Source organism: Symbiopectobacterium purcellii, assembly GCF_052050035.1.
Taxonomy (GTDB): domain Bacteria; phylum Pseudomonadota; class Gammaproteobacteria; order Enterobacterales; family Enterobacteriaceae; genus Symbiopectobacterium; species Symbiopectobacterium purcellii_A.
The window spans coordinates 3,056,760-3,079,773 of record NZ_CP189882.1 but is presented as its reverse complement, the minus strand read 5'-3'; the positions used below and the strand labels follow the sequence as shown (position 1 = coordinate 3,079,773).

General features: G+C 48.1%; 26 protein-coding genes and 5 pseudogenes. 21 read left to right on the top strand and 10 right to left on the bottom strand.

Annotated elements, in window-relative coordinates; translation table 11 throughout:
- Positions 1 to 232 precede the first annotated feature (232 nt).
- Positions 233 to 1,201: an Rpn family recombination-promoting nuclease/putative transposase gene (locus ACQGXV_RS21305; RefSeq protein ID WP_440863026.1), complete on the top strand. Its 969-nt coding sequence runs from the start codon at positions 233 to 235 to the stop codon at positions 1,199 to 1,201.
- Here ACQGXV_RS21305 and ACQGXV_RS21300 read toward each other — a convergent pair.
- The 7 genes and pseudogenes from ACQGXV_RS21300 to ACQGXV_RS21270 form a co-directional block, all read right to left on the bottom strand.
- Positions 1,185 to 1,844, bottom strand: coding sequence for a tail fiber assembly protein (locus ACQGXV_RS21300; RefSeq protein WP_440863025.1), 660 nt, complete (start codon positions 1,842 to 1,844; stop codon positions 1,185 to 1,187). The genes ACQGXV_RS21305 and ACQGXV_RS21300 overlap by 17 nt on opposite strands.
- Positions 1,844 to 2,278 (bottom strand): annotated as a pseudogene (locus ACQGXV_RS21295) (phage tail protein); the annotation flags it as partial. The gene ACQGXV_RS21300 and the pseudogene ACQGXV_RS21295, both read right to left, overlap by 1 nt.
- An 878-nt stretch (positions 2,279 to 3,156) precedes the next feature.
- Positions 3,157 to 3,801 carry a DUF2612 domain-containing protein gene (locus ACQGXV_RS21290; protein WP_440863024.1) on the bottom strand — a complete coding sequence of 215 codons (645 nt, stop codon included), beginning with the start codon at positions 3,799 to 3,801 and terminating at the stop codon, positions 3,157 to 3,159.
- Complete coding sequence (locus tag ACQGXV_RS21285; protein WP_440863023.1) at positions 3,798 to 5,030, bottom strand: baseplate J/gp47 family protein; 1,233 nt, start codon at positions 5,028 to 5,030, stop codon at positions 3,798 to 3,800. Before ACQGXV_RS21285 ends, ACQGXV_RS21290 begins: the two co-directional genes overlap by 4 nt.
- The gene (locus ACQGXV_RS21280) at positions 5,027 to 5,386 is read right to left on the bottom strand and encodes a hypothetical protein (RefSeq protein WP_440863022.1); all 360 of its coding nucleotides are present in this window, start codon (positions 5,384 to 5,386) and stop codon (positions 5,027 to 5,029) included. The genes ACQGXV_RS21285 and ACQGXV_RS21280 overlap by 4 nt, the downstream gene beginning before the upstream one ends.
- Positions 5,383 to 6,147 carry a phage baseplate protein gene (locus ACQGXV_RS21275; protein WP_440863021.1) on the bottom strand — a complete coding sequence of 255 codons (765 nt, stop codon included), beginning with the start codon at positions 6,145 to 6,147 and terminating at the stop codon, positions 5,383 to 5,385. Before ACQGXV_RS21275 ends, ACQGXV_RS21280 begins: the two co-directional genes overlap by 4 nt.
- Positions 6,148 to 6,706: 559 nt before the next feature.
- Complete coding sequence (locus ACQGXV_RS21270; protein ID WP_440863020.1) at positions 6,707 to 6,979, bottom strand: hypothetical protein; 273 nt, start codon at positions 6,977 to 6,979, stop codon at positions 6,707 to 6,709.
- A 280-nt stretch (positions 6,980 to 7,259) separates the two neighbouring features.
- Between ACQGXV_RS21270 and ACQGXV_RS21265 the strand changes: the two genes are divergently transcribed.
- The 5 genes from ACQGXV_RS21265 (at position 7,260) to ACQGXV_RS21245 (ending at position 9,178) form a co-directional block, all read left to right on the top strand.
- The gene (locus ACQGXV_RS21265) at positions 7,260 to 7,409 is read left to right on the top strand and encodes a hypothetical protein (protein ID WP_440863019.1); all 150 of its coding nucleotides are present in this window, start codon (positions 7,260 to 7,262) and stop codon (positions 7,407 to 7,409) included.
- Positions 7,370 to 7,597 carry a hypothetical protein gene (locus ACQGXV_RS21260; RefSeq protein WP_440863018.1) on the top strand — a complete coding sequence of 76 codons (228 nt, stop codon included), beginning with the start codon at positions 7,370 to 7,372 and terminating at the stop codon, positions 7,595 to 7,597. Before ACQGXV_RS21265 ends, ACQGXV_RS21260 begins: the two co-directional genes overlap by 40 nt.
- A gap of 8 nt (positions 7,598 to 7,605) precedes the next feature.
- Complete coding sequence (locus ACQGXV_RS21255) at positions 7,606 to 8,316, top strand: Rad52/Rad22 family DNA repair protein (protein WP_440863017.1); 711 nt, start codon at positions 7,606 to 7,608, stop codon at positions 8,314 to 8,316.
- Positions 8,317 to 8,781: a single-stranded DNA-binding protein gene (ssb, locus tag ACQGXV_RS21250; protein ID WP_440863016.1), complete on the top strand. Its 465-nt coding sequence runs from the start codon at positions 8,317 to 8,319 to the stop codon at positions 8,779 to 8,781.
- A 178-nt stretch (positions 8,782 to 8,959) separates the two neighbouring features.
- The gene (locus ACQGXV_RS21245) at positions 8,960 to 9,178 is read left to right on the top strand and encodes a hypothetical protein (RefSeq protein ID WP_440863015.1); all 219 of its coding nucleotides are present in this window, start codon (positions 8,960 to 8,962) and stop codon (positions 9,176 to 9,178) included.
- A 101-nt stretch (positions 9,179 to 9,279) separates the two neighbouring features.
- On the opposite strand, the gene ACQGXV_RS21240 is transcribed toward ACQGXV_RS21245, so the two are convergent.
- Positions 9,280 to 9,699: a coiled-coil domain-containing protein gene (locus ACQGXV_RS21240; RefSeq protein ID WP_440863014.1), complete on the bottom strand. Its 420-nt coding sequence runs from the start codon at positions 9,697 to 9,699 to the stop codon at positions 9,280 to 9,282.
- Positions 9,700 to 9,814: 115 nt separating this feature from the next.
- On the opposite strand from ACQGXV_RS21240, the gene ACQGXV_RS21235 reads away from it, so the two are divergent.
- The 6 genes and pseudogenes from ACQGXV_RS21235 (at position 9,815) to ACQGXV_RS21210 (ending at position 16,000) form a co-directional block, all read left to right on the top strand.
- Positions 9,815 to 10,600, top strand: coding sequence for a KilA-N domain-containing protein (locus ACQGXV_RS21235; protein ID WP_440863013.1), 786 nt, complete (start codon positions 9,815 to 9,817; stop codon positions 10,598 to 10,600).
- A gap of 288 nt (positions 10,601 to 10,888) precedes the next feature.
- Positions 10,889 to 11,659 (top strand): BRO-N domain-containing protein, encoded by a 771-nt coding sequence (locus tag ACQGXV_RS21230; RefSeq protein ID WP_440863012.1) that lies wholly within the window; start codon positions 10,889 to 10,891, stop codon positions 11,657 to 11,659.
- 273 nt (positions 11,660 to 11,932) lie between these two features.
- Entirely contained in the window at positions 11,933 to 12,880 is a 948-nt protein-coding gene (locus tag ACQGXV_RS21225) for a P63C domain-containing protein (protein ID WP_440863011.1), read from the top strand.
- A gap of 107 nt (positions 12,881 to 12,987) precedes the next feature.
- The gene (locus ACQGXV_RS21220; RefSeq protein ID WP_440863010.1) at positions 12,988 to 13,740 is read left to right on the top strand and encodes an antA/AntB antirepressor family protein; all 753 of its coding nucleotides are present in this window, start codon (positions 12,988 to 12,990) and stop codon (positions 13,738 to 13,740) included.
- A 195-nt stretch (positions 13,741 to 13,935) separates the two neighbouring features.
- A pseudogene (locus ACQGXV_RS21215) lies at positions 13,936 to 14,703 on the top strand (IS5 family transposase); the annotation flags it as partial.
- Positions 14,704 to 14,788: 85 nt separating this feature from the next.
- Entirely contained in the window at positions 14,789 to 16,000 is a 1,212-nt protein-coding gene (locus tag ACQGXV_RS21210) for an IS256 family transposase (protein ID WP_440862551.1), read from the top strand.
- A 104-nt stretch (positions 16,001 to 16,104) separates the two neighbouring features.
- On the opposite strand, the gene ACQGXV_RS21205 is transcribed toward ACQGXV_RS21210, so the two are convergent.
- A complete protein-coding gene (locus ACQGXV_RS21205; protein ID WP_440863009.1) occupies positions 16,105 to 17,043 on the bottom strand; it encodes a hypothetical protein in 939 nt (312 codons plus the stop codon).
- Positions 17,044 to 17,483: 440 nt separating this feature from the next.
- Here ACQGXV_RS21205 and ACQGXV_RS21200 point away from each other — a divergent pair, with 440 nt between their 5' ends.
- The 9 genes and pseudogenes from ACQGXV_RS21200 to ACQGXV_RS21160 all read left to right on the top strand — a co-directional run bounded on the left by ACQGXV_RS21200 (position 17,484) and on the right by ACQGXV_RS21160 (position 22,438).
- A complete protein-coding gene (locus ACQGXV_RS21200; RefSeq protein ID WP_440863008.1) occupies positions 17,484 to 18,011 on the top strand; it encodes a Rha family transcriptional regulator in 528 nt (175 codons plus the stop codon).
- Between the two features lie 168 nt (positions 18,012 to 18,179).
- A complete protein-coding gene (locus ACQGXV_RS21195; RefSeq protein WP_440863007.1) occupies positions 18,180 to 18,389 on the top strand; it encodes a ParE family toxin-like protein in 210 nt (69 codons plus the stop codon).
- Positions 18,390 to 18,403: 14 nt separating this feature from the next.
- Complete coding sequence (locus ACQGXV_RS21190) at positions 18,404 to 18,565, top strand: protease FtsH-inhibitory lysogeny factor CIII (RefSeq protein WP_440863006.1); 162 nt, start codon at positions 18,404 to 18,406, stop codon at positions 18,563 to 18,565.
- A gap of 115 nt (positions 18,566 to 18,680) precedes the next feature.
- The gene (locus ACQGXV_RS21185; protein WP_440863005.1) at positions 18,681 to 18,923 is read left to right on the top strand and encodes an excisionase; all 243 of its coding nucleotides are present in this window, start codon (positions 18,681 to 18,683) and stop codon (positions 18,921 to 18,923) included.
- Positions 18,901 to 19,128 (top strand): annotated as a pseudogene (locus ACQGXV_RS21180) (phage integrase Arm DNA-binding domain-containing protein); the annotation flags it as partial. The gene ACQGXV_RS21185 and the pseudogene ACQGXV_RS21180, both read left to right, overlap by 23 nt.
- Before the next feature lie 36 nt (positions 19,129 to 19,164).
- Positions 19,165 to 19,530, top strand: coding sequence for an IS630 transposase-related protein (locus ACQGXV_RS21175; protein WP_440862584.1), 366 nt, complete (start codon positions 19,165 to 19,167; stop codon positions 19,528 to 19,530).
- Entirely contained in the window at positions 19,454 to 19,987 is a 534-nt protein-coding gene (locus tag ACQGXV_RS21170) for an IS630 family transposase (RefSeq protein WP_440867543.1), read from the top strand. The genes ACQGXV_RS21175 and ACQGXV_RS21170 overlap by 77 nt, the downstream gene beginning before the upstream one ends.
- Positions 19,912 to 20,850, top strand: a complete 939-nt coding sequence (locus ACQGXV_RS21165) for a tyrosine-type recombinase/integrase (protein WP_440863004.1) — start codon at positions 19,912 to 19,914, stop codon at positions 20,848 to 20,850. Before ACQGXV_RS21170 ends, ACQGXV_RS21165 begins: the two co-directional genes overlap by 76 nt.
- Before the next feature lie 282 nt (positions 20,851 to 21,132).
- Positions 21,133 to 22,438, top strand: a pseudogene (locus tag ACQGXV_RS21160) (IS256 family transposase).
- A gap of 36 nt (positions 22,439 to 22,474) precedes the next feature.
- Here ACQGXV_RS21160 and ACQGXV_RS21155 read toward each other — a convergent pair.
- Positions 22,475 to 22,993: pseudogene (locus ACQGXV_RS21155) on the bottom strand (hypothetical protein); the annotation flags it as partial.
- Between the last annotated feature and the right edge of the window lie 21 nt (positions 22,994 to 23,014).

Here is a 23,014-nt window from a genome sequence, read left to right as displayed (position 1 = left end):
TGCACAGCAGAGCAAAAGAACATAAAAACTATTAATATCAATGCATTGACTGAATTTATCGTTCAAAAAATAGGCAACAAAACACAACAAAGCACGACAATACACAACATTTTTATCAATACGTTACCGTCCATTTCGACTTGCCAACTACGCCAGAATCGCCCAGATTTGACAGACTTGAAGGAGGGGATTTCGATGGCGTAGCCTAACCTGAGCAAGGTATACTGCGCCAATGACAACATCCTCACTCTCACAACACGATTCGCTGTTCAAAAAGTTTCTCGGCGATATCGCTGTGGCACGAGACTTTTTGGAAATCCATCTGCCGCCCCACCTGCGTGAACGCTGCGACTTCAGTACGTTGGCAATGGAGTCGGGCAGCTTTATCGAAGACGACCTGCGCACCCAGTGTTCGGATATGCTCTATTCCGTGCAGACGAATGCGGGGAAAGGCTACATTTATACACTCATCGAGCACCAGAGCAGGCCAGAAAAGCTCATGGCATTCAGGCTGCTACGGTACAGTGTGGCAGCCATGCAGCGGCACCTTGAGCAAGGTAACGAGACCTTACCCGTGGTCATCCCGCTCATGTTCTACCACGGCACCACGTCGCCCTACCCCTACAGCACCCAATGGCTCGATTGCTTTGCTGACCCTGAACTGGCAGAATCAGTCTATACGCAGGCATTCCCGCTCGTTGATATCACCGCTGTGCCGGATGATGAAATCCTGACGCATAGGCGGGTGGCGTTGCTAGAGTTAGTACAGAAGCACATCAAAACGCGCGATATGCTGGAACTGGCAGCCGATATCGCCCGCCTACTCAATCTATGGGCGATACCTAAAGAGCAGTTTCGTAGCCTGATGTACTATATTGTAGGTCGAGGTGAAACCTCAGACACCAGACAGTTTTTGCACACCATCGCGGTACAGACACAAGATTATCAGGAGGATGTCATGACGATTGCAGAACAGCTACGGCAGGAAGGGCGCCAAGAAGGCATCCACCTCGGTCGCCAAGAAGGTCGCCAAGAAGGTCGCCAAGAAGGTCGCCAAGAAGGTCGCCAAGAAGGCGAGCATAGCGCCTCGCTCAAAATTGCAAGGCAACTTCTTGCTGATGGTGTAGGAAAATCAGCCATCAAGCGCTATACCGGCCTGTCCGATGATGAACTGGCTTCCCTGTTCAACCACGGGCATTAATCCCCGCCTTTTCCGCGTCCGGCGGCTCAGGCCAGTTTATAGCCGCCGCTTTGCTTATATCCAGCCGATTAAGCAGCACGCGGTATTTCTTCCACGCAACAAGTTGCGCCCTTTCTGTCTCCGTGGCCATATCGAGGTCTACCGCATCCTGAAGTGGCTGAATACGCGTATTCGCCACGGTAAGACGTGAGGTTAACGCCTGTTGTGCCTCCTGCTGCGCAGCTCGTGATTCAGCCGCTTGCTGGGCTTGCGTGTCTGTCACCCATTTTTTCCCGTTCCACACATCAAATTCGGTTTGTGGTTTCAGTAACGTGACATTATCCGGCAGTTCGCCGAATTGAGTAACCGTCTGCTCCTGTCGCGTTTCCGTGCTGTAAACCGTTTGTCCGCGATAATCTGGCAAGAACTCCCACGACTTGCCATCCACCGTGCGACGTAGAGCTTGCCCAGCAGGCGGTAACTCTGGCTTATCGGGGTAACTGTGTGCGGGAAGGCCTACACCGAGCATGAGGTATTCCATGCTCGCGCTTTGGTATTCACCAGTGTATTGATTGACATGATAGACAGTGATCCAGCCAGCTTTTTTGCTGAGTCCGTTTTCGCCTAATTCGGCAGTCTCAATATCAGTGGAATAGTTGCTCATTATGCTGCTCTCACAATGTAGTTAAAGGCAATATTGCGTAGGCGATTTTCTGCTGCCGTAGGGACAACCTTTGATGCGTCAAAAGTCAGGCTACCCCATTGGCAAAAACCGGATCCCTTAGCGAGTTGGGCTTCATGTTTAAATACTGTTGAGAATGCCCCCATGTCTTCGCCGTCGGACCATTCCGCAACGCCGTTCCTGGTGGCTGTGATGTTTCTAATCGCATCGCCCTGAGATGACAGCAACGCTCGTCCGGTATCAACCTTGCGCCCATCATCCCAGCCACGAATAAATTCGCCGCGCAGGTCAGGTAAATGACCGGATGGGTAGAGCTCCGCGAGAATCGGATAGGTTGTTTTATCAAACGCCTGTCCGTTGCATTTCAGAAAACCCGATGGAGCAACAGCCCCAGGGAACGGGAGCGGAATACCTGCAAACTCCGATGCTGATATAGGGTTTGGTAGGTTTTGGTTTGTCCACAATTCATAAGATTGAGTTTCCGAACCGCTGTTATTCCCGCTCGATATTCTTACGCCGTTTACATCAGGACCGCCCGCGATAGCTCCTACAGAAATTAGGGACCATGTATCACCAGCCCTCATAAAAACGCCTGAGCCGTATCGTTTGCTGTATGGTGTAGCCGTGTCGTTGCGAAAAACCCTACCGCCATTTGCCGCATTTCTCGCCCATGTGAGAAATGTTTCAGCGGTCCACGCTTGATTGTAGCCTGAACCTCCCCACCCCCACGCAGTATTAAGTGCAATGGAACCGGCAGTGGCGTCGAATTGGTTCGTTTGCTTAACCAATCCAACATTCTTGCGAAACAACGGTTTATCGGGTATGTCTGCGCCGTTCTGCTCTTTCGCCAGCTTCCCGTCTATATCTTGTTGTACCGATTCAGAAACACCGATAAAATCTGCCGCGTTTTTCCACGATCCGGTATTTGTTGAATTGGGGTTGTCAGTGTTATTGTCTATGACGCTAATAAATATCTTGTCGCCAGCATCGCTTAATACGAGAGCCCCGCTTGGGTATCCACTAATTGCTGATGAAAATGCTGGGTCGAATGCGTTTATCGCACCTGTGCTCGCCCAGCGCATTAAATCAGAAAGCTCAAAGAGTATCTGGTTCATGTCCTGCCCCTTCGGGGGAAGGCCTCCTGCGGCTTTCAGAATCATTGTTACGGGAGGGAACCCCTTTGAATAAGAGGCTGTGTTGTCACCTGCTGGGGTATCCTCCAGAAGGTTCTCCCTCTGACCATTCGTTCCGAATGGGAGTGGCTGTTTTTTGGGTGGAGAGCTTCTATGCATTATTAACCTTTAAAAAATGCTCCATCGTTGAACGGGTATGCGTCATCAGCAAAGCCAAAATAGGGCGGCACAAGCTGAGTGGTCGTCAATAAAACCCCTTGAGGGGTTGGTAATACGTCGTATTTATTCAAAATCACCTTTTCGTAAGGCGCTAAATAAAACTCACAAATAATCCCCATTCTCATTTCACCATAATCAACACAGAATACCTTTCCTCTCCCTTTAAAGAGTATGGTTAAAAACCTGTTCATTTCTCTTATTGTCGCCATGCTGATATTGGAAAATGCTTTAGCTAAAATAAGTGTCCTGTATGCATCATCAGTAAGTCTAACGGTTTCAGTCTCTTGAATTCCGGCATAAAAAGGCACTTCGTTGAATGGCGAGGGGTGATCATTAATATTGCCATCGTCCGCTTCTGAAAATCCGAAACTGTTGCTGCTAATATCAGATTGAATATGTCTTGATACGTTTGCTATTTTACCCCAAATATCTAGCCCGTAGGTTCCATTTGTTGTTACATCCCAAACTTCATCTATAAATTTATCGGTAAAATCATCAAGATTCATGGCCTGATTAAATGTTTCGATGATTGCCAGTAATCTTGGGCTTGCGGAGTATTGAGTCAGTATAGTTTCTTTCCAGCTCACACTGTGATCACCTCCACGTCAGCTTCCTGTATGGTGGGTACTTGATCTATTCCTGCCGTTACCGACTGAGCATAATTAACCCCATCCACAGAAAGGGTTAAGGATAGAATATTCATGTATTCAGGAGAAAGGCTTATCACGGGTGCGTAATACGTACCACCGCTAATCCTTGAACCAATTCTTGCCTTTGTTATTCCTTCGTGGTTACCGTTGAAAACGCTGGAAACCATTTTTTTAATCTGGGCTGTTACATCGGACGGAAGATTGATTATGTCGTTTTGTATCTGAACGCGAAAGTATATCCTCAATGGGTCTGCTTTCTTCCATTTTATTATATATTCAGGATAGGGTGGGCTGTAATTTTCTTTGTCCTGAATAATAAATGTAGCGTTTCCGTTCAGGTTTACGCCGGGTTTTTTTGTTGCGTATATCGCTTCCGCAACATCTGCGTCAGTCCCTCCATAGGCACACACATAGAGGGAGTGGCGAGCTACCGGGAATGATGTTTCACCCTTATTCACCGTCACGTCCTCTCTATTGGACCATACATAAGCGTCAAGTACACCATCGGTAGCAAGAAGCGCCGCCAATGTTGACGCGTCTGTGTTTCTTCCTGTGCGTGCTACAGATTGTCGGCGTCTCGTCTCGAATGCAATGCGCGACTCTACATCAATACCCACGACTCCAGCGGCATGATTAATTAGGGCATCCCACCCTGAAACTGGAGATACAATCTGGTTTAGTTCACCAACACCGCAAGCGATAGGGCCGGTCGTCTGATTTTGGAACTCGACATCGACCACACCGTCAGGGCCAATCGTGGCTGCGCTTATGGACGCATAGAGGTATCCAGATTTATCCTGTGCGGTGCTTCCTTCTGGGATTGTCCTACCGGCTGCTCCCGTACAAGTTGCGGTGACTATAGTCCCTCGTGCAGCGATGCGCTCCATGAAGTTGATGCGGCCTATCCCATCCTGCCAGCGCCCCGTCGCGTAGTCTGGGTTCATCTGGTTGAACAGGCAGAGCAGCGCGTCGTAGTTTGTGGCAATAATCTCGGTATCAGACTGTGCAATCTGCCCCTGGGGTGATGACAGGGATTTACTCGCCCCGCCCTCCATTGCTGTATCCATGTCAGTAAGGCGACCGGAAAGCACATCGGCAATGTCTGGCACCCTTAACCCATTTTCGGTTATCGTCACTCCGGGGACTGCCGTTTTTAATTTTGTCATAGGGTGACCTGCGATTCGTTTCCGTCGTTGTCAGTTATGCGGATAACACCGCGAGTCTGGCGGGTGTTTTTGTCGAAGAGCACGGAAGCTAGCGCCTGATTGACGACGGGTAGCTTTCTGGCCTCTGCCTCCATTTTCCCGGCAATGTATCCCGGTGAAGGACGATGACCAAGAACCTCTTCTTTCCACGGGATGCCCAACGTGTTGTCGTAATAACACTCGCCAGCAAACACCAGGCAGGCGCTGGCAACATCCTGAGCTACTGCATAACCTGAATCTGCAATAGCCATATTCCCGCTTCCATCCAACGTCAAATCCCACACTTGCATCGAAAGTTTTAGCGTTCGGTAGGTCATGATGGTTTATCCGTAGCATTGGAAATGACGCTGGAAGAGCCTGGCTGAACACCCCTCACTGGGTGTTTGTGGTCATTGTAGTTGTCACGCAGCATTTTTAGTGATGAAGCCTGTGTTCCAGCATTATCAGTGATGTTGCCGTCTGCCGTTACGTCCCCGGTGAAATGCGCGGAAGGGGTATCTATCGTTACGCCTTGAGGGGCTGCTACCGTCGCTTTTGAACAGGTGATATTTACCGGGTTCGGTGAAGTGATATTCAGTGCTCCATCTGCAAACTCCATAAACTGCGTCGGCGGCCTATTGAGTAGGCCGCCCATATAGATGGCATCTGATTTACTGTGCGCCCGACGACTTCCCGGCACAGACGCTTTCCGATTTGCACGGGCTACAGAATTATCACGGTCGCAAACGGCAATCCACCCAATATCGCCCGGAACGGGGTTCATGATGATCGCACTATTTCCACGCTGCGCACGGTAAACGGGTATGTTGTACACTACAGCGTTTTGTATCATCTGATTATTCTGGTCAAGGCGAGCAACTAGCGGGAGAACATCGACAGTCAGATTTGGTGCTTCGCCTTTAATCGCCTTCACTTCAACAATTTCAATGAAGCAATAACCGGACAACATCTGCTTGAAAATATAATCAAGCGATTCCGCATCGTTAGTTTGTGGCCCGGTTGGTGTAAGTAATTTATCTGACACGTCACACTCCGTCTCTCTGTTTGTTGGCCATGCATATTGAGTGCCACGGGCCATCAGGTATCATTGAGGAAAGCTCATGCGTCACGCTGGTGAGTTGATAAGTTCCCTTTGCGTGAGGTAGTGAAGTGTCAAGGTTTATATTCCTCCCTGCCGTCAGCAGGGTTGAAAACTGAGTCTGAAACATCACCCCGCCGTTTGAAAATATGGGATAACCGATCAACCCATGACGGTGAGAAACCAGGGGAATAACGTCATCCCTTTTACTTTCCGAGGGCCAGAAGGATATTTTTGGCTGCATGACAGACATTGCTATCGCGAAGTCATGACATACCCCTGAAAGCTGTTCAAAAACGCTACCTGAGTAGTGTGGATTTGTCGCCACCGGGTTTTTCAGCCCGGTAATTAACGGCTCATAGCCTACTGGTTTGCATATTGCCGTGGCTTTGTTGAATAATTTAACCGTTTGATTTACATCTTCTTTAGTTAGAATGCATTTACAGAGAATGTATTTTGTTAGAACGACAAATCAAATAGTTAGCACAATAAAAAGCATTCCGAGAGGAAAAATTAGTCGTTGAAATTTTATAATGCTTATATAAATCAGTATCTTAAATTATTCAACAAAGCCTATTGCCGTCAAAATATCTGTTACCGGAATTGGGCCGCCGAAAGAAAAAGGGGGCATAACCTTATTCTGTAGCTCATAACTTGCTGTTGCGTTTATTATGAGCGCCGCATTGGGAACCCTGTTCATGTTGGCAATGGATGAATTCATGAACCCTGAGAAAATCTTATTCTCTTCAACGAAAATATCCAGCGACACGCTTTCGGTTCCCGTGCCGTAATTCCCCATCGCCCTTGCTGATAAGGCAGCAAGTAATTCCATGTTTAACCCGTAAAGGTTGGCGCTAACCTGTGTCCCGAATAAATTTCCTGATGACTGGAGGGATAGGCTGGATCGAACGTTATCTATCGATATTTTGTTGTTGCCCTTCATTCCCTCAAACGGTTCAAGGTGATTCGTGAATTCAAATCGGAGAGATCGCTTTTTATACAAGTTCGCTCTCCTCTATGTAGTACAGGGAATACCTCCGGCCCAATCCATCCCACTGAGGATCGCTTTCACCTGAGTTATCAATGAAAACCATATCCCCACGGAAACCCAGGTGACGGTAGCGCACCATCTTGTTATAGCCAACCGACTTAAAAATGATTACATCCTATGCCCTGATATGCGGCAAAGAAGCATAGCTGGCTGTTATCAAAATAATGTCGCTTGGCTATATCTGCCGCTGCAAACAGGCGGGCTGGCGTGATGGATAAGGCTGCGAACATGCTTATCTGCGCCAGAGACTACCGAACGTCATTGCGGCGTGACGCCGACCTTCCAGCGGGAGTGCTGGCTATCTTTCTCAGGGAAGAGAAAACAAGCGAATCCGAATGTTCAGAAATTCACAGCGATGAGCCTATTTCATGGGATGAATTCGCTGGCAATCACATGTGAGGTGAGCAATGGACTTATCACAATTAGACGCGCCGTTCCCGGTAGATGATATCGAATGGCGTGTGCAGCGGTGTGGAATAGCGAAAAACAACCCGTGGGCCATGGTTCTGGCCTACGTGACTAACCGCGCCATCATGAAGCGCTTGGATGACGTATGCGGGAAAGAGAACTGGAAGAATGAATTCACCCCGGGGCCGGATGGTGGCGTGATGTGTGGCATATACATTCGGATCAGAGACGAATGGGTGGCTAAGTGGGACGGTGCAGATAAAACTCAGGTTGAAGCCGTTAAGGGCGGCATGTCTGGTTCAATGAAGCGGGCCGCTGTTCAGTGGGGTATTGGTCGTTACCTCTACTCACTGGAAGAGAATTTTGCCATCTGCTCGATTGAGAAAAAAAATGGCTGGAACAAGGCTTCATTCAAGGATACAGACAACCAATACAAGAACATCTGGTGGCAAACTCCGCCATTACCTGAATGGGCTATGCCAACGCCTCCTGATGCGGCACAGGGCGAATCCGACGATGCCAATGCCGATGAATCCAACAAGGACGAGCTGCTTAAATCATTCACTGAATCCGCAACGTCAGCAAAGAATGTTGATCAGCTAAAAGCTGCGTTTGAGGAAGCGTGGCGAGCTTTGCGCGGAACGCCGCAGCAGGCCGACGCGAAAGGCGTGTATGACATTCGTAAGTCAGAACTGGAAGAGGCGGCATAAATGGGACAGAGAGGCGTCAACAAAGTCATTCTTGTAGGTCATTTGGGGCAAGGCCCCGAAGTGCGCTACATGCCGAACGGTGGCGCGGTAGCAAACCTGACCGTAGCCACATCGGATACGTGGCGAGATAAGCAATCAGGCGAGCAGAAGGAGCGCACCGAATGGCACCGCGTCACGCTGTACGGCAAGTTGGCAGAGGTGGCTGGCGAGTATCTCCGCAAAGGCTCACAGGTCTATATCGAGGGCCAGTTACGCACACGGAAGTGGCAAGACCAGTCAGGGCAAGACCGATACACAACGGAGGTTGTTGTCGATATTGGCGGATCAATGCAGATGATCGGCGGCAAGCAGGATGGCGGGCAGCAAAACAATCAGCGCCAGCAATCAAGCGGCAATGGTCGGCAGCAACAACAGGCACCCAACAATGAGCCGCCGATGAATTTCGACGAAGAGCCGCCATTCTGATTTAACCCAACCATCACCGCAGCGCTATATCCAACATGGAAGGATTTGTGCTGCCTAAATTTCAGGTGACGTTATGACCTACGAAGAATTAACGCCCGACGAAAGGAAATGTTACGACCGGCTAGACCCGTGGAGAAAGGAGCGATACCTAAAGACTATTCCTATAGTCAGAGGCGCAATGGAAGCGGTAGACGCTGGCGAAAAAGGATTGTCTCACCCACGGTTAATTAATTGGGAAGAAAAGCGGCTGGCATGGGAAAATCGCGTGATATTAGCCGAAGAGAAGCGGATCGCAGCCCAAGCAAATAGAGTTTATGCCAAAGTAGAAATTGACCCCTCTAAAGACGAACGCTTTAAGAATGACATAGGGCGTTACGGTGCTGTCAGAAGCGACTAATCCCCAATATTGTGGGTTGTGCAGGATTTGAACATGCGACCGATGGATTAAGAGTCCACAGCTGTACCAACTGAGCTAACAATCCGTAGTGGCATAATTAATTAGAGGGCCGTGACGAGAAAAGCTTTCACAACCAGAGAGAAAATACCTAAAACTCCAGCGCTCAGCATCCAGCGAATTAACTTCTGCTCAGATCGGATACCCGCCATCTCAAGCTGTAAGTCTTTGCGGACTAATTGCATATCCTTACGGACATCGGCTATCTGAGCTTCAGTTTTCTCGAAGCGAGCCTGCATCTGAGCTTCGTTCTTCTCGAAGCGAGCGTCAATATCCTTACGCACATCGGCTATCTGAACAGTTAAATCTTTGCGCACGTCTTCAAGGTCACGCTTGGTAGCAAGGTCTGCAACCTCATGGGACTGACGCACGACAAGGGTTATAGCCTTTGCCTGCTCTCTATTAAGACCAGAGCTTTCCAGCTTCTCGACGAACTCTTGAGTATCAAATGCAACCTGTCCCATAGGGATCCTCCTGTGTTAAGCCAAGTGTAAGCGATCTGACCGCCAATCTGCAAAATTTTACAAGTGAGTCTGCTAATACCTTTAACCACATCCGTTTAACTATGGAGAAATTGTTATGTCTAAATTAGTTGTCATTGAAAATACCGTCGTCCGTCAGGATGCTTTCGGACGTTACTGCCTGAATGACCTGCACCGCGCTGCTGGTGATATTAAAAAAGACAGTCCTGCGTACTGGCTTGCAAATAAACAGACCCAAGAACTGATTGCTCAATTTTTGATCGAGGACGGAATTCCGGTATCGGTTATCCGTGGTGGCCCCGAACAGGGAACCTATGTTGCCAAAGAACTGGTTTTCGCCTACGCCATGTGGATCAGCGCCGCTTTCAATCTCAAGGTCATCCGCACGTTTGATAAAGCGACCTCTGCGCCCGAGCAACCATTGACAGACCAGCTTCAGGCAGGATTGGCACTGCTCGGTTTCGCTAAGCAGGAATTCCGCCTTGCGCCGTCTGCTGTTCTGGGTTCGCTGCAACAACTGCAAACATCCTGTGGACTACCGAATATGCTACCAGCCTACGCCGTAGATGCCCCAGAGGGCAGCACCACCGGCTCAAGTGAAGTAACGCATTCCTTGACTGAACTGCTAATGCTGCACGGAAAGCCCTACACCGCACAGTCAGGTTTCAAGCGCCTGCAATTGCTCGGACTCGCTGAGCGCAAGTCACGCCCCAGCAGCAAGCATCCCGACAAAGAGAAATTGTTCTGGTCGCTAACAGAAAAAGGCTTGCAGTTTGGCAAGAATCTCACTGACCCAGCTAATCCTCGCCAGACGCAGCCACATTTCTACGACAGCCTGTTCCCACGGCTCTTAGGCGTCATGATGAACGGTGTAGCAGCATAAACCATCCCATTGACGCAAGGAGAGCCCATGCGCTATAGTCATTCTGCATCTGCAAATTCAGGTGCCTGGATTCGCGTCCTGACGGATACAACCGCGACAAAATGACACGCCGCGAGCGTGTTTTTTTTATGTCGCAGTCTAGCCTCATCTCAATGGTGGGCTGGACGGTGGAGTCTAAAGGCTCACCGGTTGGTTGTATCCGGTACGCGAACTCCGTCCAGCTCGCCACCCTTATAGATTCGCGTCTTGCGGTGGTGGGTAGTTTAAATACAACCACTGGAGGTCACTATGACCGCGCTATCTACAACTCCATTCACTTTTGAAAATCACATCGTTCGCACTATCATCATTAATGATGAACCTTGGTTTGTTGCCAAGGATGTTTGTGATGCTCTGGAGCTAACGAATTCTCGCATGTCTCTACAAGCATTGGACGATGACGAGAAGGATGTAAGTTCAATTTACACCCTTGGAGGACGGCAGGACTTAGCTATCATCTCCGAGTCCGGCATGTTCACCTTGGTACTACGTTGCCGCGATGCAGTGAAGCAAGGCACCCTGCCCCATCGCTTCCGCAAATGGGTGACGAATGAAGTACTTCCCTCAATCCGCAAGACCGGCAAGTACGAACATCCACAGTACAAACCCCAAGCCGCTGAACTGTTCAACGATGATGATACTCGTTCCCTGACCCATCTGGTCTGGAGCATGGCGAACGGCTTTCATTTTGACCGAGCCTGGACACAGGCCATCTGGTATGCCCTGCGCCGTGTAACGGGCGTACCCTCCCCTCAGCACTTCGAAATCCGGCAAATCCCCCTGCTGGCCGAAGAGTGCCGTCGTATCTACAGTATTACCAACACGCTCAAGGGTGCCATCTTCGACGCTGAGAAGCAGACGATACGCCGTGTTCTGCGTCACCGTGAAAATGAAGCTATCGTACTGGGCGAGATGCAGCACATGCTCGAAGAGAGCACACAGCAGCATTACGGCGTGATGACCCACGCGCTCGAAAAATGGCAACAGGCGAACGTTAGCCAGTTCCTGCAACGCCACTAACCCAGTCATTTCGCCCCGGGATCGCGCCTATGAAAGGTCGCAGAGATGCGGCCTTTTTATGGGAAAGATTTAAACATTAGTATATTATCTCTCGTGCCGATAAAAATAGCTTATCGAAGATTTTGCTTAATTCTGTATGGATAATTAACCTAACAATATCAGTAACATATCAAAGAAGATCCAGTTATTAGCTTTTTTTAAATTTAGCTAACCATTGCAGCTTATTAAAGTATTAGCTAGCATGTGTTCGTACCCTAACCGAAAGGATAAGATATGGACAATAAAGAGCGATCAAAAAAAGCAGCAGCCATCTCTGCTGTAGTTAGAGCTGCACCAAAGCCGACTCATACAGGTTTGATGTCAACAGGGGTTTCCTGTGCTGTTCTACCAGATGGAAGGCGTGTCGTTTCAATGCAGGGTAATAACGGGCTTGCAGAAACATTTGGCGTGTCTGTAGGATCAAAAATGCCAAGGTGGGTTCCTGGTGGGGAATCTGGACAACTTCCATATGTATTGCAGGCAACGGAATTACAGCCATACATTTCTGATGAGCTACGAGATGCGATTTCTGAGCCAATTGTCTTCAAGAACACATCTGGTGTTGGTGCTGCATATGGTCTGGATGCGACTCTGCTTCCAGAGTTGTGTGAGGTCTGGTTAGCAGCAGAAAAAGACGGAGCATTAAAACAAAGGCACCACCTCAACACAGCAAGAAAGGCAGAGGCGCTATATAAAGCTTTGGCTCGTGTTGGTGCTGTTGCCCTTGTCGATGAAGCAACGGGCTACCAGAAAGAGCGTGAGCGGGATGAACTTGCTAAGCTGTTGGAACAATTCATCGCCAAAGAAATGCGTCCTTGGGTAAGGGTATACCCACCAGAGTTTTTCGAAGAGTTATGCCGACTGCGCGGAGTTCCATTTAAGGCGAACATGAGAAAACCTCAGTATTTTGGTCATCTGGTTAATAACATTACCTATGACCGAATGGCTCCAGATCTCAAGGCCATACTGAAAGAAGAGCGTGCAAAAGCTAACAAGCAAGGAGCAAAAATGCATCAGTTTCTTTCTGAGGGGGTCGGCAACGAAATGCTTCAAAAGAGGTTTGCTGGCATAGTTACATTAATGAAAGTTTGCGATAGCTACGATGATTTCATTGAGCTTCTTGAGCGGGTCCATCCAGTTCTTAAGGCGGCAGATCTTGATGCGATAGATATTGTCGAATAACCCCCCACCCGGCCCCGCGCCGATTTTTTTTCACCACTAATCACCTAATCCCGCCCCGGTATCGTGCCGGGGTTCCATTAATCACATTAACTTGTGAGGACCTTACTATGTCTAAAGAACATGAACTGATCACTATCGAAACTAATAGCATCAATGGCGAAACCATCAAGACGGTGAATGCCCGTGACCTGCATGAGTTCCTGAAGGTCGGCAAAGACTTCTCCAACTGGATTAAAGACCGCATCAAGCAGTACGGATTTGTCGAAAATATCGACTATGTAGTTTTCGCCAATTCTGGCGAAAACCCCAACGGTGGCCGCCCTTCCATGAAATACGCCATCAGCATCGACATGGCGAAAGAGCTTTCGATGGTTGAGCGCAACGAGAAAGGCAAGGAGGCACGTCAGTACTTTATCCAGTGTGAGAAGCGCATCAAGTCCCTGCCTGCCGATCCCGTTCAGATGCTCAATGACCCAGCGGCCATGCGTGGCATCCTGCTTACCTACACCGAAAAGGTTATCGCACTCGAAAGCAAAGTTGAGGAGATGGCCCCAGACGTGAAAGCCCTGCACCGCATCGCCAAATCTGACGGCGGCATGTGCATCACCAACGCCGCCAAGGAGTTACAGGTACGCCCCAAAGATCTGTTCGCTTTCCTCCGTGAGCGTGGCTGGATTTATCGCCGTATCGGCATCAAGAACTGGATAGCCTACCAGAGCAAAATCCAGTCAGGCTACCTCGAGCATAAAATATCACTTATCCCCTGTGACGACGGCACCGACAAAATTCGCGAGCAGGTGCTGGTGACACCGAAGGGACTGGCGAAGCTGTCTCAAGCGTTCTGCCTCGAACCGGCGTAATTAAATGTCCTTTCACCGCCCCGGTAATACACCGGGGTTACATTTTCTTCATCGTTTTTACTAACGAGGACTTTACGCATGCAAAATTTGACCATTGCACAAACATTAACCATGTCCAGGGCTTTGTTGAATAAATCGAACTTTCAGGGGATCGCCGGATCAAAGCACTATCATCGCTCCCGATAGCAGCTCCCCATGGCAAAGCAAAAGTTTAAAATCACCAACTGGCCCACCTACAACAAAGCACTCAGACAACGCGGCTCCCTGACGGTCTGGCTTGATGAGTCGGCCATCGCTGCATGGACTGACAGTTCTTCGCATGAAGGTCGTGGTCGGCCGCTTTACTACACCGATATGGCTGTTACCACGGTTTTGATGATAAAGCGCGTGTTTAACCTGTCGCTCCGGGCATTACAGGGCTTTGTCGACTCGGTTTTTACACTGATGAGCCTGCCACTGCGCTGCCCGGACTACTCTCTGGTCAGTCGGCGGGCAAAAACCGTCAGTATCAGCATAAAAACGCCAACGCGTGGTGAAATCTCGCATCTGGTCATCGACAGTACCGGTCTGAAGGTCTTTGGCGAAGGTGAATGGAAAGTCAGGCAGCATGGGGCTGACAGACGAAGAGTGTGGCGCAAGCTTCATCTGGCAGCAGACAGTGCGACGCATGAGATTATCTGTGCCGACTTATCGCTCAGCGGAACGACAGATGCGCAGGCACTGCCGGGCCTGATTAACCAAACCCACCGAAAAATCAGGGAAGTGTCAGCAGACGGTGCTTATGACGGCCGTTACTGCCACGATGCGTTGCTAAGAAAGAAAATCAGGCCCCTTATCCCGCCGCGAAGCGGAGCCAAATACTGGCCGGACAAGTACCATGAACGTAACCATGCGGTGGCGAATCAGCGTCTGAGCGGCAGCAATGACGAGTGGAAGAAGAAAGTGGGCTATCCCGGCCAGAGTCCGGATTACATAAAACAGGTTTTCCGAGACTGTAAAATAATCTGTGTAAATGGCATTTTGAGGAAAACCTTCAAAGGATAACAAAATGCCTATCAGCAACGAACTTATTGACCAACTGCTTCAAGATTGTCACTCCCCTCAGGATCTGCTGGGTGAATCAGGCCTACTCAAGGTGCTGACTAAAAGACTGGCGGAACGGGTTCTTGAAGCTGAGATGGAGATGCACCTTGGGTATGCTAAGCATGACCCGGCTGGTAATCATTCAGGCAACTCACGCAATGGCAAGACATCCAAGAGCGTACGTAGCCAAAATGGGGAGATCGAGCTCGATATTCCGCGCGACCGCAACAGTACCTTCGAGCCGACACTGATCGGTAAGCACGAAAAACAGCTTAACGGCTTCGATGACCGCATTATTTCTCTCTATTCCAGAGGGTTATCAACCCGTGATATTCAGGCACACTTTAAAGAAGTCTACGGGGTCGATGTTTCCGCTGGCTTCATTTCTCAAGTGACCAATGCTGTGATGGATGAAGTTAAGCGCTGGCAGCAACGGCCGCTGGATGCGCTTTATCCCATTGTTTACCTTGACTGTATTGTTGTCAAAAGCCAGGACGGCGGAGCCGTGGCCAACAAGTCTGTTTATCTGGCCCTCGGCGTCAACGGCCAGGGCGAAAAAGAGCTGCTGGGGCTATGGATAGCCAAAACTGAGGGGGCCAAGTTCTGGTTATCTGTGATGACAGAACTGAAAAATCGTGGGCTAAAGGACATCTTCGTCGCCTGCTGCGATGGCCTGAAAGGCTTTCCTGATGCCATTGAAGCTGTTTACCCGCATACGCGGGTACAGCTCTGCATTGTGCATCAGGTGCGGAACTCGCTGCGCTACGTCGGCTGGAAAGAGCGTAAGGCCGTTGCTGCTGACCTGCGCACCATCTATAGTTCCGCAACGCTAGAGGGCGCTGAAGAGGCCCTGGATGCCTTCGCGGCCAAATGGGATGAACAGTTCCCGACGATCAGCCCGTCGTGGAGAAATAATTGGGAACGTCTCATCGTCATTTTTGACTTTCCGCCGGAGATCCGCAAGGTTATCTACACCACCAACGCGATAGAGTCGTTAAATGCTTCATTGCGCAAGATAACGAAAACGCGACGAATATTTCCAACGGATGACTCGGTGATAAAATTACTCTATCTAGCCTTGCATAATATCTCTGCTAAATGGACCTTGCCAATCAGAGACTGGAAACCTGCTATGAGCCAATTCATGTTGATGTATGGAGAACGAATCTCCGGTTAAGCAATGGAGCCATTTACACAAAATTCTTTACAGACTCGGTTTTCCAGCGGGAACCATCCTGTCCGCTAATTCTGATTTATTCAACAAAGCCGATATAGGTTAATTTAATCAATTCCTGGGTGAGATATTTTTATTTCACGAATATAATAATTTCCTTTATTATCAATGTCTACATTTGCTTTCATGCTCAAGCAGGGATATTTAGCGTCCGGAAGACTTTGCTTATAGGCATCAAATCTTTCATTTAAATGATTCTGCATTAAATTCAGTTCAACTTTAACCAAATCATCTTTTTTTGTTGATATAGAGATACTTTGTAATTCTGGTGTTCCCACGAAGGACATTCCGTAACCAAGTTCGTGAATCCCATTTTTTATTGCTATAACTCCAGTTTGAGAAGCTATCACATCCAGTGATTTTTTTTGCGCTTCTGGCATATTAACAGTAACTTTTCCAAGTTCTAATTCAGTTAAAGATCCATGCTTGTAAAGCTCGGAATTTAATGTATAAGTAAATCTACTGGCATCTTTCTTTAATTGTTCTAAATTGAAATCCCCATGACTCATGACACCGTCAAGACTATGGCTAACAGCTGTTGTTATATCAATGCTTTTGCCTGTAGTTCGCAAATTTTCTATTGATAAAATATCGGCAATTAATAAATTAACCGTAAATAAATTGTCATTAACTTCTGTTGTCTTATAAGTGAATTTGTCTTTATAAGCTGGTAATACCATATCTCTTAATTGATTAAAAAATTCTATTTTTTTGTTTGGATTATCATTATGAATGATATCAAACAATGCTTTCTTGGCTTCTTCTTTTCGTGTTCCACAAAACCAATCTGTAATTTTACCCCAAAAACTTTCTACGTCACTTTTGCTTGTAGCGCTTTTAATTTTCATGATATCATAATCATTGATAACTTTATTAAATAGAAATCCTTCAAACCTTATGTCTGTAGCCATATAATTTTCTCCTATACTCATACTTACCGTACTTACCGTACTTAAAGATGCATCTGCTTGTCCAGCAAGAGGCACGGGCAGTAAGTCTCTCGCGTGGCCTAGGCGTGCATTTTGAAGTTTGTTGAGTATATGTAGCATATACCTTGAAGTGTAATAGCTTATTCACCGTATTTTGATTGCTTTAAATGCCAATTTTTATGTGTATTCTCATGCTAATCAGCATTGCGCTTTAACCATTGACGGAAGATCAACCCATGCGCTATAGTCGCTCTGCATCTGCAAATTCAGGTGCCGGGATTCGAAACCCCGAAGGAATCACCGCGACAGAGTGACACGCCGCGAGCGTGTTTTTTTATGTCGCAATCTAGCCACACATCAATGGTGGACTGGATAGGGCAGCCGCAAAGCTGGCCGGATGGTGATCCCGGTAGTTTCGAACCCTGTTCAGTTCACCACCAAATGAGATTCGAAACCTCGTGGTGGTGATTACATCAAGATCACTATCGGAGGCTATTATGGCCCTTCAACAATCTCTTACTGCACCTAAAGTTAGCGTTCACAACGGTAAGGCTGTTACGACATCCAAGGATGTTGCAGATTACTTTGGCAAACGTCACGACAACGTGCTGCGCGCTATCGACTCTCTTGATTGTTCTGCTAATTTTCATGTCCTCAATTTTGAGGAGATGTTCTCAAGCATAGAAATTGGTAATGGCGCAACCCGTGATTCCAAAATCTTCACCATGACCAAAGACGGCTTCATCTTCCTCGTCATGGGCTTCACGGGAAAAAAGGCAGCAGCGTTCAAGGAAGCTTACATTGCGGAGTTTAACCGCATGGAAGAGCAGCTTAATGGTGCAGTTGCCGTCAGTGGTGTAACCAACGAAATCCTGCTTACCCTTCAAGATAATAAAATCATCAGCTCCCGGCCCATCGCTGACAACGAGTATGTTGCCAGTCTCGATACATTGTTCGAGATTGCGCGCCGAGCTGACTATCTCGTCATACACAAAGACGATCTGATTAAAAAGCTCGCTAGCTAATCACCAATCCCGCCCCGGTATCGTGCCGGGGTTTCATTAATCACATTAACTTGTGAGAGGTTTACTCATGCAAAATTTAACCATTGCACAAACATTAACCATGTCCAGCCGTGAGATTGCTGAACTGACAGAAAAGCGCCATCCAGATGTAAGAGGAGCAACGAACGAATGAAACCTAAAATACCTAACAGGATAAGAGAGCGGGAGAAGTTATTTAAGCGCTTATACCGTGAAGGACTTATCCATGCAAGACGCATACGACGAACCGGTTATTTATCAATACGGCTCTCCCTCTACTGGCGCATGTTATCCAAAGATAACGGCCTGAGTTGGAAGACCATGAGCCATGCAAAATACGACACCCAAATAACACTATAAAAACAGGAACTCCCATGAATTATGCATTCGCGGGTCATGCTGCCCTCATGGGGAGCTATCACCCGGAAGAAACCCAATTGGATAAAATTGTAAAATGGCTGAGAAACGGATACCGAAAGCTTATCGATATCCTCGAGCAGCAAGGCAAGCCTCTACGACCTGCATCAGTACGTTAACCAAGGCTGTTACAGCCTGAAATCACCTGCATCACCGCATTTCTTAGATTGGTCATTCCCCCACCCGCTCGCCGTCATGACGAACGGCGCAGCGGCTTAATTTTAGCAGAGGTCAATGATGGCATACATCACCTTATCCGAGTGGAATCGGCGGCAAGCCCGTCCGCGCTGTATGGAAACCGTCAGGCGATTGGTCAGGAACGGAATGATTTTTCCCGCACCGATACGCGATGGGCGCGAGTATCTGGTTGAGGAAAACGCCTGCAAGCTCACGAGAAACAATACGTTCCACCCATCTCCCCCCCTTCACCCCACCCTGTTATCGAGGATAAGACATGGCACGCCGGAGAAGCCATAAGAACCGCGACTTGCCGCCAAACCTGCAACCGCGCAATGGCGGCTATTTTTGCTACCGTGATCCGCGCACCGGAAAAGAGTATGGCCTGGGCCGCCATCGACAGGAGGCCATTACACAAGCCATAGCTGCCAATATGGCAATTTATGGCTCATCAAAACCCTCACCGCTCGTTGACCGCATCAACGGCACACAGGCGACCACAGTTATAGCTAAACGACTTAATTTTGATTACATTATTTAAATGAGCTATTCAATTGATTTTAGACGTAAAGTGATATCCACACGGAAAAACGAAGGGTTGAGTATCCGAGAAACAGCGAAGCAATTTCGGATTGGCCCTGCCTCTGTATCGCGTTGGATTAATCAAATAGAGTCAAAAGCATCGACCACGCGTCAGCGAAAGATCGATAAATCCGAGTTGATAAAAGATGTTGAACAATATCCAGATGCTTACCAAAAAGAACGTGCAGAGCGTTTTGGCGTTTGTCAGAAGGCCATTTGGCAAGCGCTTAAAAAGCTGGGATTGACCTATAAAAAAAACTCTACGTCATCCGAAAGCCGACGAAAACGCCCGGCAGGGATTTCAACAAAAAAAACAACAGTATGAAAAAGAAGGTAAACCTATTGTTTTTATTGATGAAAGTGGTTTTTCACACGATGCCCCACGGACTCACGGCTATTCCCCAAAAGGTCAACGGTGTTTTGGCCTGAAGAACTGGGGAGCTAGGGGAAGAACAAATGTTATCGGCGCTTTATTAGGCACAACGCTGTTTGCTATCGGATTATTTGATATCAATATTAACAGCGATGTTTTCTATGCCTGGGTCACACAAGTCCTTATCCCAGTACTCCCTAAAAACAGTGTAATCATGATGGACAATGCCACTTTTCACAAAAAACATAATATTCAACAAGTCATCATCGATGCAGGGTATATGGTGGAGTATTTGCCTACATATTCGCCAGATCTTAACCCAATTGAGCATAAATGGGCACAAGCAAAAAGCAAAAAAAGAGAGATGGGTCGCTATACAGAGAGTTTGTTCTCAGTCCATATGGTGTAATCAAAATTAAGTCGCTTGGCTATAGCGAATGGACTGAACGCTATCTGACGATACTCGAAGGACGGAAACTCAAGCCGAAAACGATGAGCGAGTACCATAAATACCTGAAAGCCGTTAACGCCCATTTAGGCGAATTTGCTCTTCAGCAAGTAGAAACCAAAGACATTGCCTCGTTCCTTAATCAGTGGGTAAAGGCGGGGAAAGTAACCATGGCAAACCGCATCAGAGCATTGCTGCTTGACCTGTTTCGTGAAGCGATTGCTGAGGGGCTGCTCAAAAGCAATCCAGCCGAAGTTACGCGTAATCAGCGGGTGGACATTCAGAGGGAACGTATAACTCTGGATGAGTGGAGGCTTATACGCAAGGCAGCGGATACATTGCCCGCATGGGTTGGGCCCTGCCTTGACCTTGCTTTAGTCACCGGTCAACGTTTAGGGGATATACAGGCACTACGCTGGGAGGATTTCAAAGACGGGCGCCTTTACATTAAGCAGGCGAAAACAGGCACGATGCTTGCGTTCTCCGAGGCAACCCGCATCGACTGCCTCAATTTATGCCTTGCTGATGTATTAAACCAGTTTAGTGCATTAAACAACGGTGGAGCGCATATTGTCGCAGACGCTAAACACAAGCAATTTGCCGCAAAAACGATATCTGCCGCTTTTTTGAAGGCGCGTCGTATATCAGGATTAATATGGGAACGCAAACCTCCCTCATTTCATGAAATCAGAAGTTTGTCAGCGCGTCTCTACACCGATGAGAAAGGGAAAGAATATGCACAAAAATTGTTAGGTCACAAAAGCTCTGCCATGACAGATAGGTACCGCGATGACCGGGGGGCTGAATGGAAGCAGATTGAATAATTTCGATCGAATTTCGAGTAATTTCGATCGATTACTTGTAACTCTATGAATCTAAATGCCGTAATTTTCATCCCGCTGTTTGGCGACTAGCAGCACAAGATTGATGCGTTGGAACTGGCGTTTTCCTCCCTGGCATTCGCACTGGATGAAAGAACGGCACAGCTGTTGCTATATAATTTGAAACTGGAATCACACAACGAACATCGCGCAGAGCAGACCAAAAGAGAGTGTAAAAAGATCTGTGTAAATGGCATTTTGAGAAAAACCTTCAGAGGACAAAAAATGCCTATCAGCAACGCACTTATTGACCAACTGCTTCAGGATTGCCACTCCCCTCAGGAGCTTCTGGGTGAATCAGGCCTACTCAAGGAGCTGACTAAAAGACTGGCAGAACGGGTTCTTCAAGCTGAGATGGAGATACACCTTGGGTATGCTAAGCATGACCCGGCTGGTAATCATTCAGGCAACTCCCGCAATGGCAAGACATCCAAGAGCGTACGTAGCCAAAATGGGGAGATCGAGCTCGATATTCCGCGCGACCGCAACAGTACCTTCGAGCCGACACTGATCGGTAAGCACGAAAAGCAGCTTAACGGCTTCGATGACCGCATTATTTCTCTCTATTCCAGAGGGCTATCAACCCGTGATATTCAGGCTCACTTTAAAGAAGTCTACGGGGTCGATGTTTCCGCTGGCTTCATTTCTCAAGTGACCAATGCCGTGATGGATGACGTTAAGCGCTGGCAGCAACGGCCGCTGGATGCGTTTTATCCCATTGTTTACCTTGACTGTATTGTGGTCAAAAGCCAGGACGGCGGAGCCGTGACCAACAAGTCTGTTTACTTGGCTCTAGGCATCAACGGCCAGGGAGAAAAAGAGCTGCTGGGGCTATGGATAGCCAAAACCGAGGGGGCCAAGTTCTGGTTATCTGTAATGACAGAACTGAAAAATCGTGGGCTACAGGACATCTTCATCGCCTGCTGCGATGGCCTGAAGGGCTTTCCTGATGCCATTGAAGCTGTTTACCCGCATACGCGGGTACAGCTCTGCATCGTGCATCAGGTGCGGAACTCGCTGCGCTACGTCGGCTGGAAAGAGCGTAAAGCCGTTGCTGCTGACCTCCGCACTATCTATAGTTCCGCAACGCTAGAGGGCGCTGAAGAGGCCCTGGATGCCTTCGCGGCCAAATGGGATGAGCAGTTCCCGACGATCAGCCCATCGTGGAGAAATAATTGGGAACGTCTCATCGTCATTTTTGATTTTCCGCCGGAGATTCGCAAGGTTATCTACACCACCAACGCGATAGAGTCGTTAAATGCGTCATTGCGCAAGATAACGAAAACGCGACGAATATTTCCAACGGATGACTCGGTGCTAAAATTATTCTATAGCCAAGCGACATTATTTTGATAACAGCCAGCTATGCTTCTTTGCCGCATATCAGGGCATAGGATGTAATCATTTTTAAGTCGGTTGGCTATATCTAGCCTTGCATAATATCTCGGCTAAATGGACCCTACCAATCAGAGACTGGAAACCGGCTATGAGCCAATTCATGTTGATGTATGGAGATCGGATTTCCGGTTAAGCGATGGAGCCATTTACACGAAATTCTTTACAGACTCCGATAAAGTTGTGAGCGTCCATCTGAAGCCAGTTTTTCATTTGATTTTCGGGTAATAACCGTTTTTATCCCTTTTCTTTTCAACTTGTTACGGAGTGCATTGCCAGAGTAGGCATTGTCAGCCAGTACCGCATGACCACGACGCTTCATGCTACCGTTCTGCCGTTGAACGCCAATGCTGTCCAGGAGTCGTAACGCGAACAGGCTTTCGTGAGCCTGCCCAGCACTCAGTACGATATTTAGCGGGATGCCGCTTCCGTCAGTCGCCATGTGGATTTTGGTGCCATAACCACCTCGTGAGCGATCCAGGCTGTTATCGTTGGTATAGCCAAGCGACATTATTTTGATAACAGCCAGCTATGCTTCTTTGCCGCATATCAGGGCATAGGATGTAATCATTTTTAAGTCGGTTGGCTATAATATCGGGATGTTTTTTTGAGCGCCAGCCGCACATTTGAGCGCACGGATATTGCTGCCATCCATCGCAATGGCTGACCAGTCAACAAGTCCATGGCCCCATTCCCACTCGAAACGCAACAA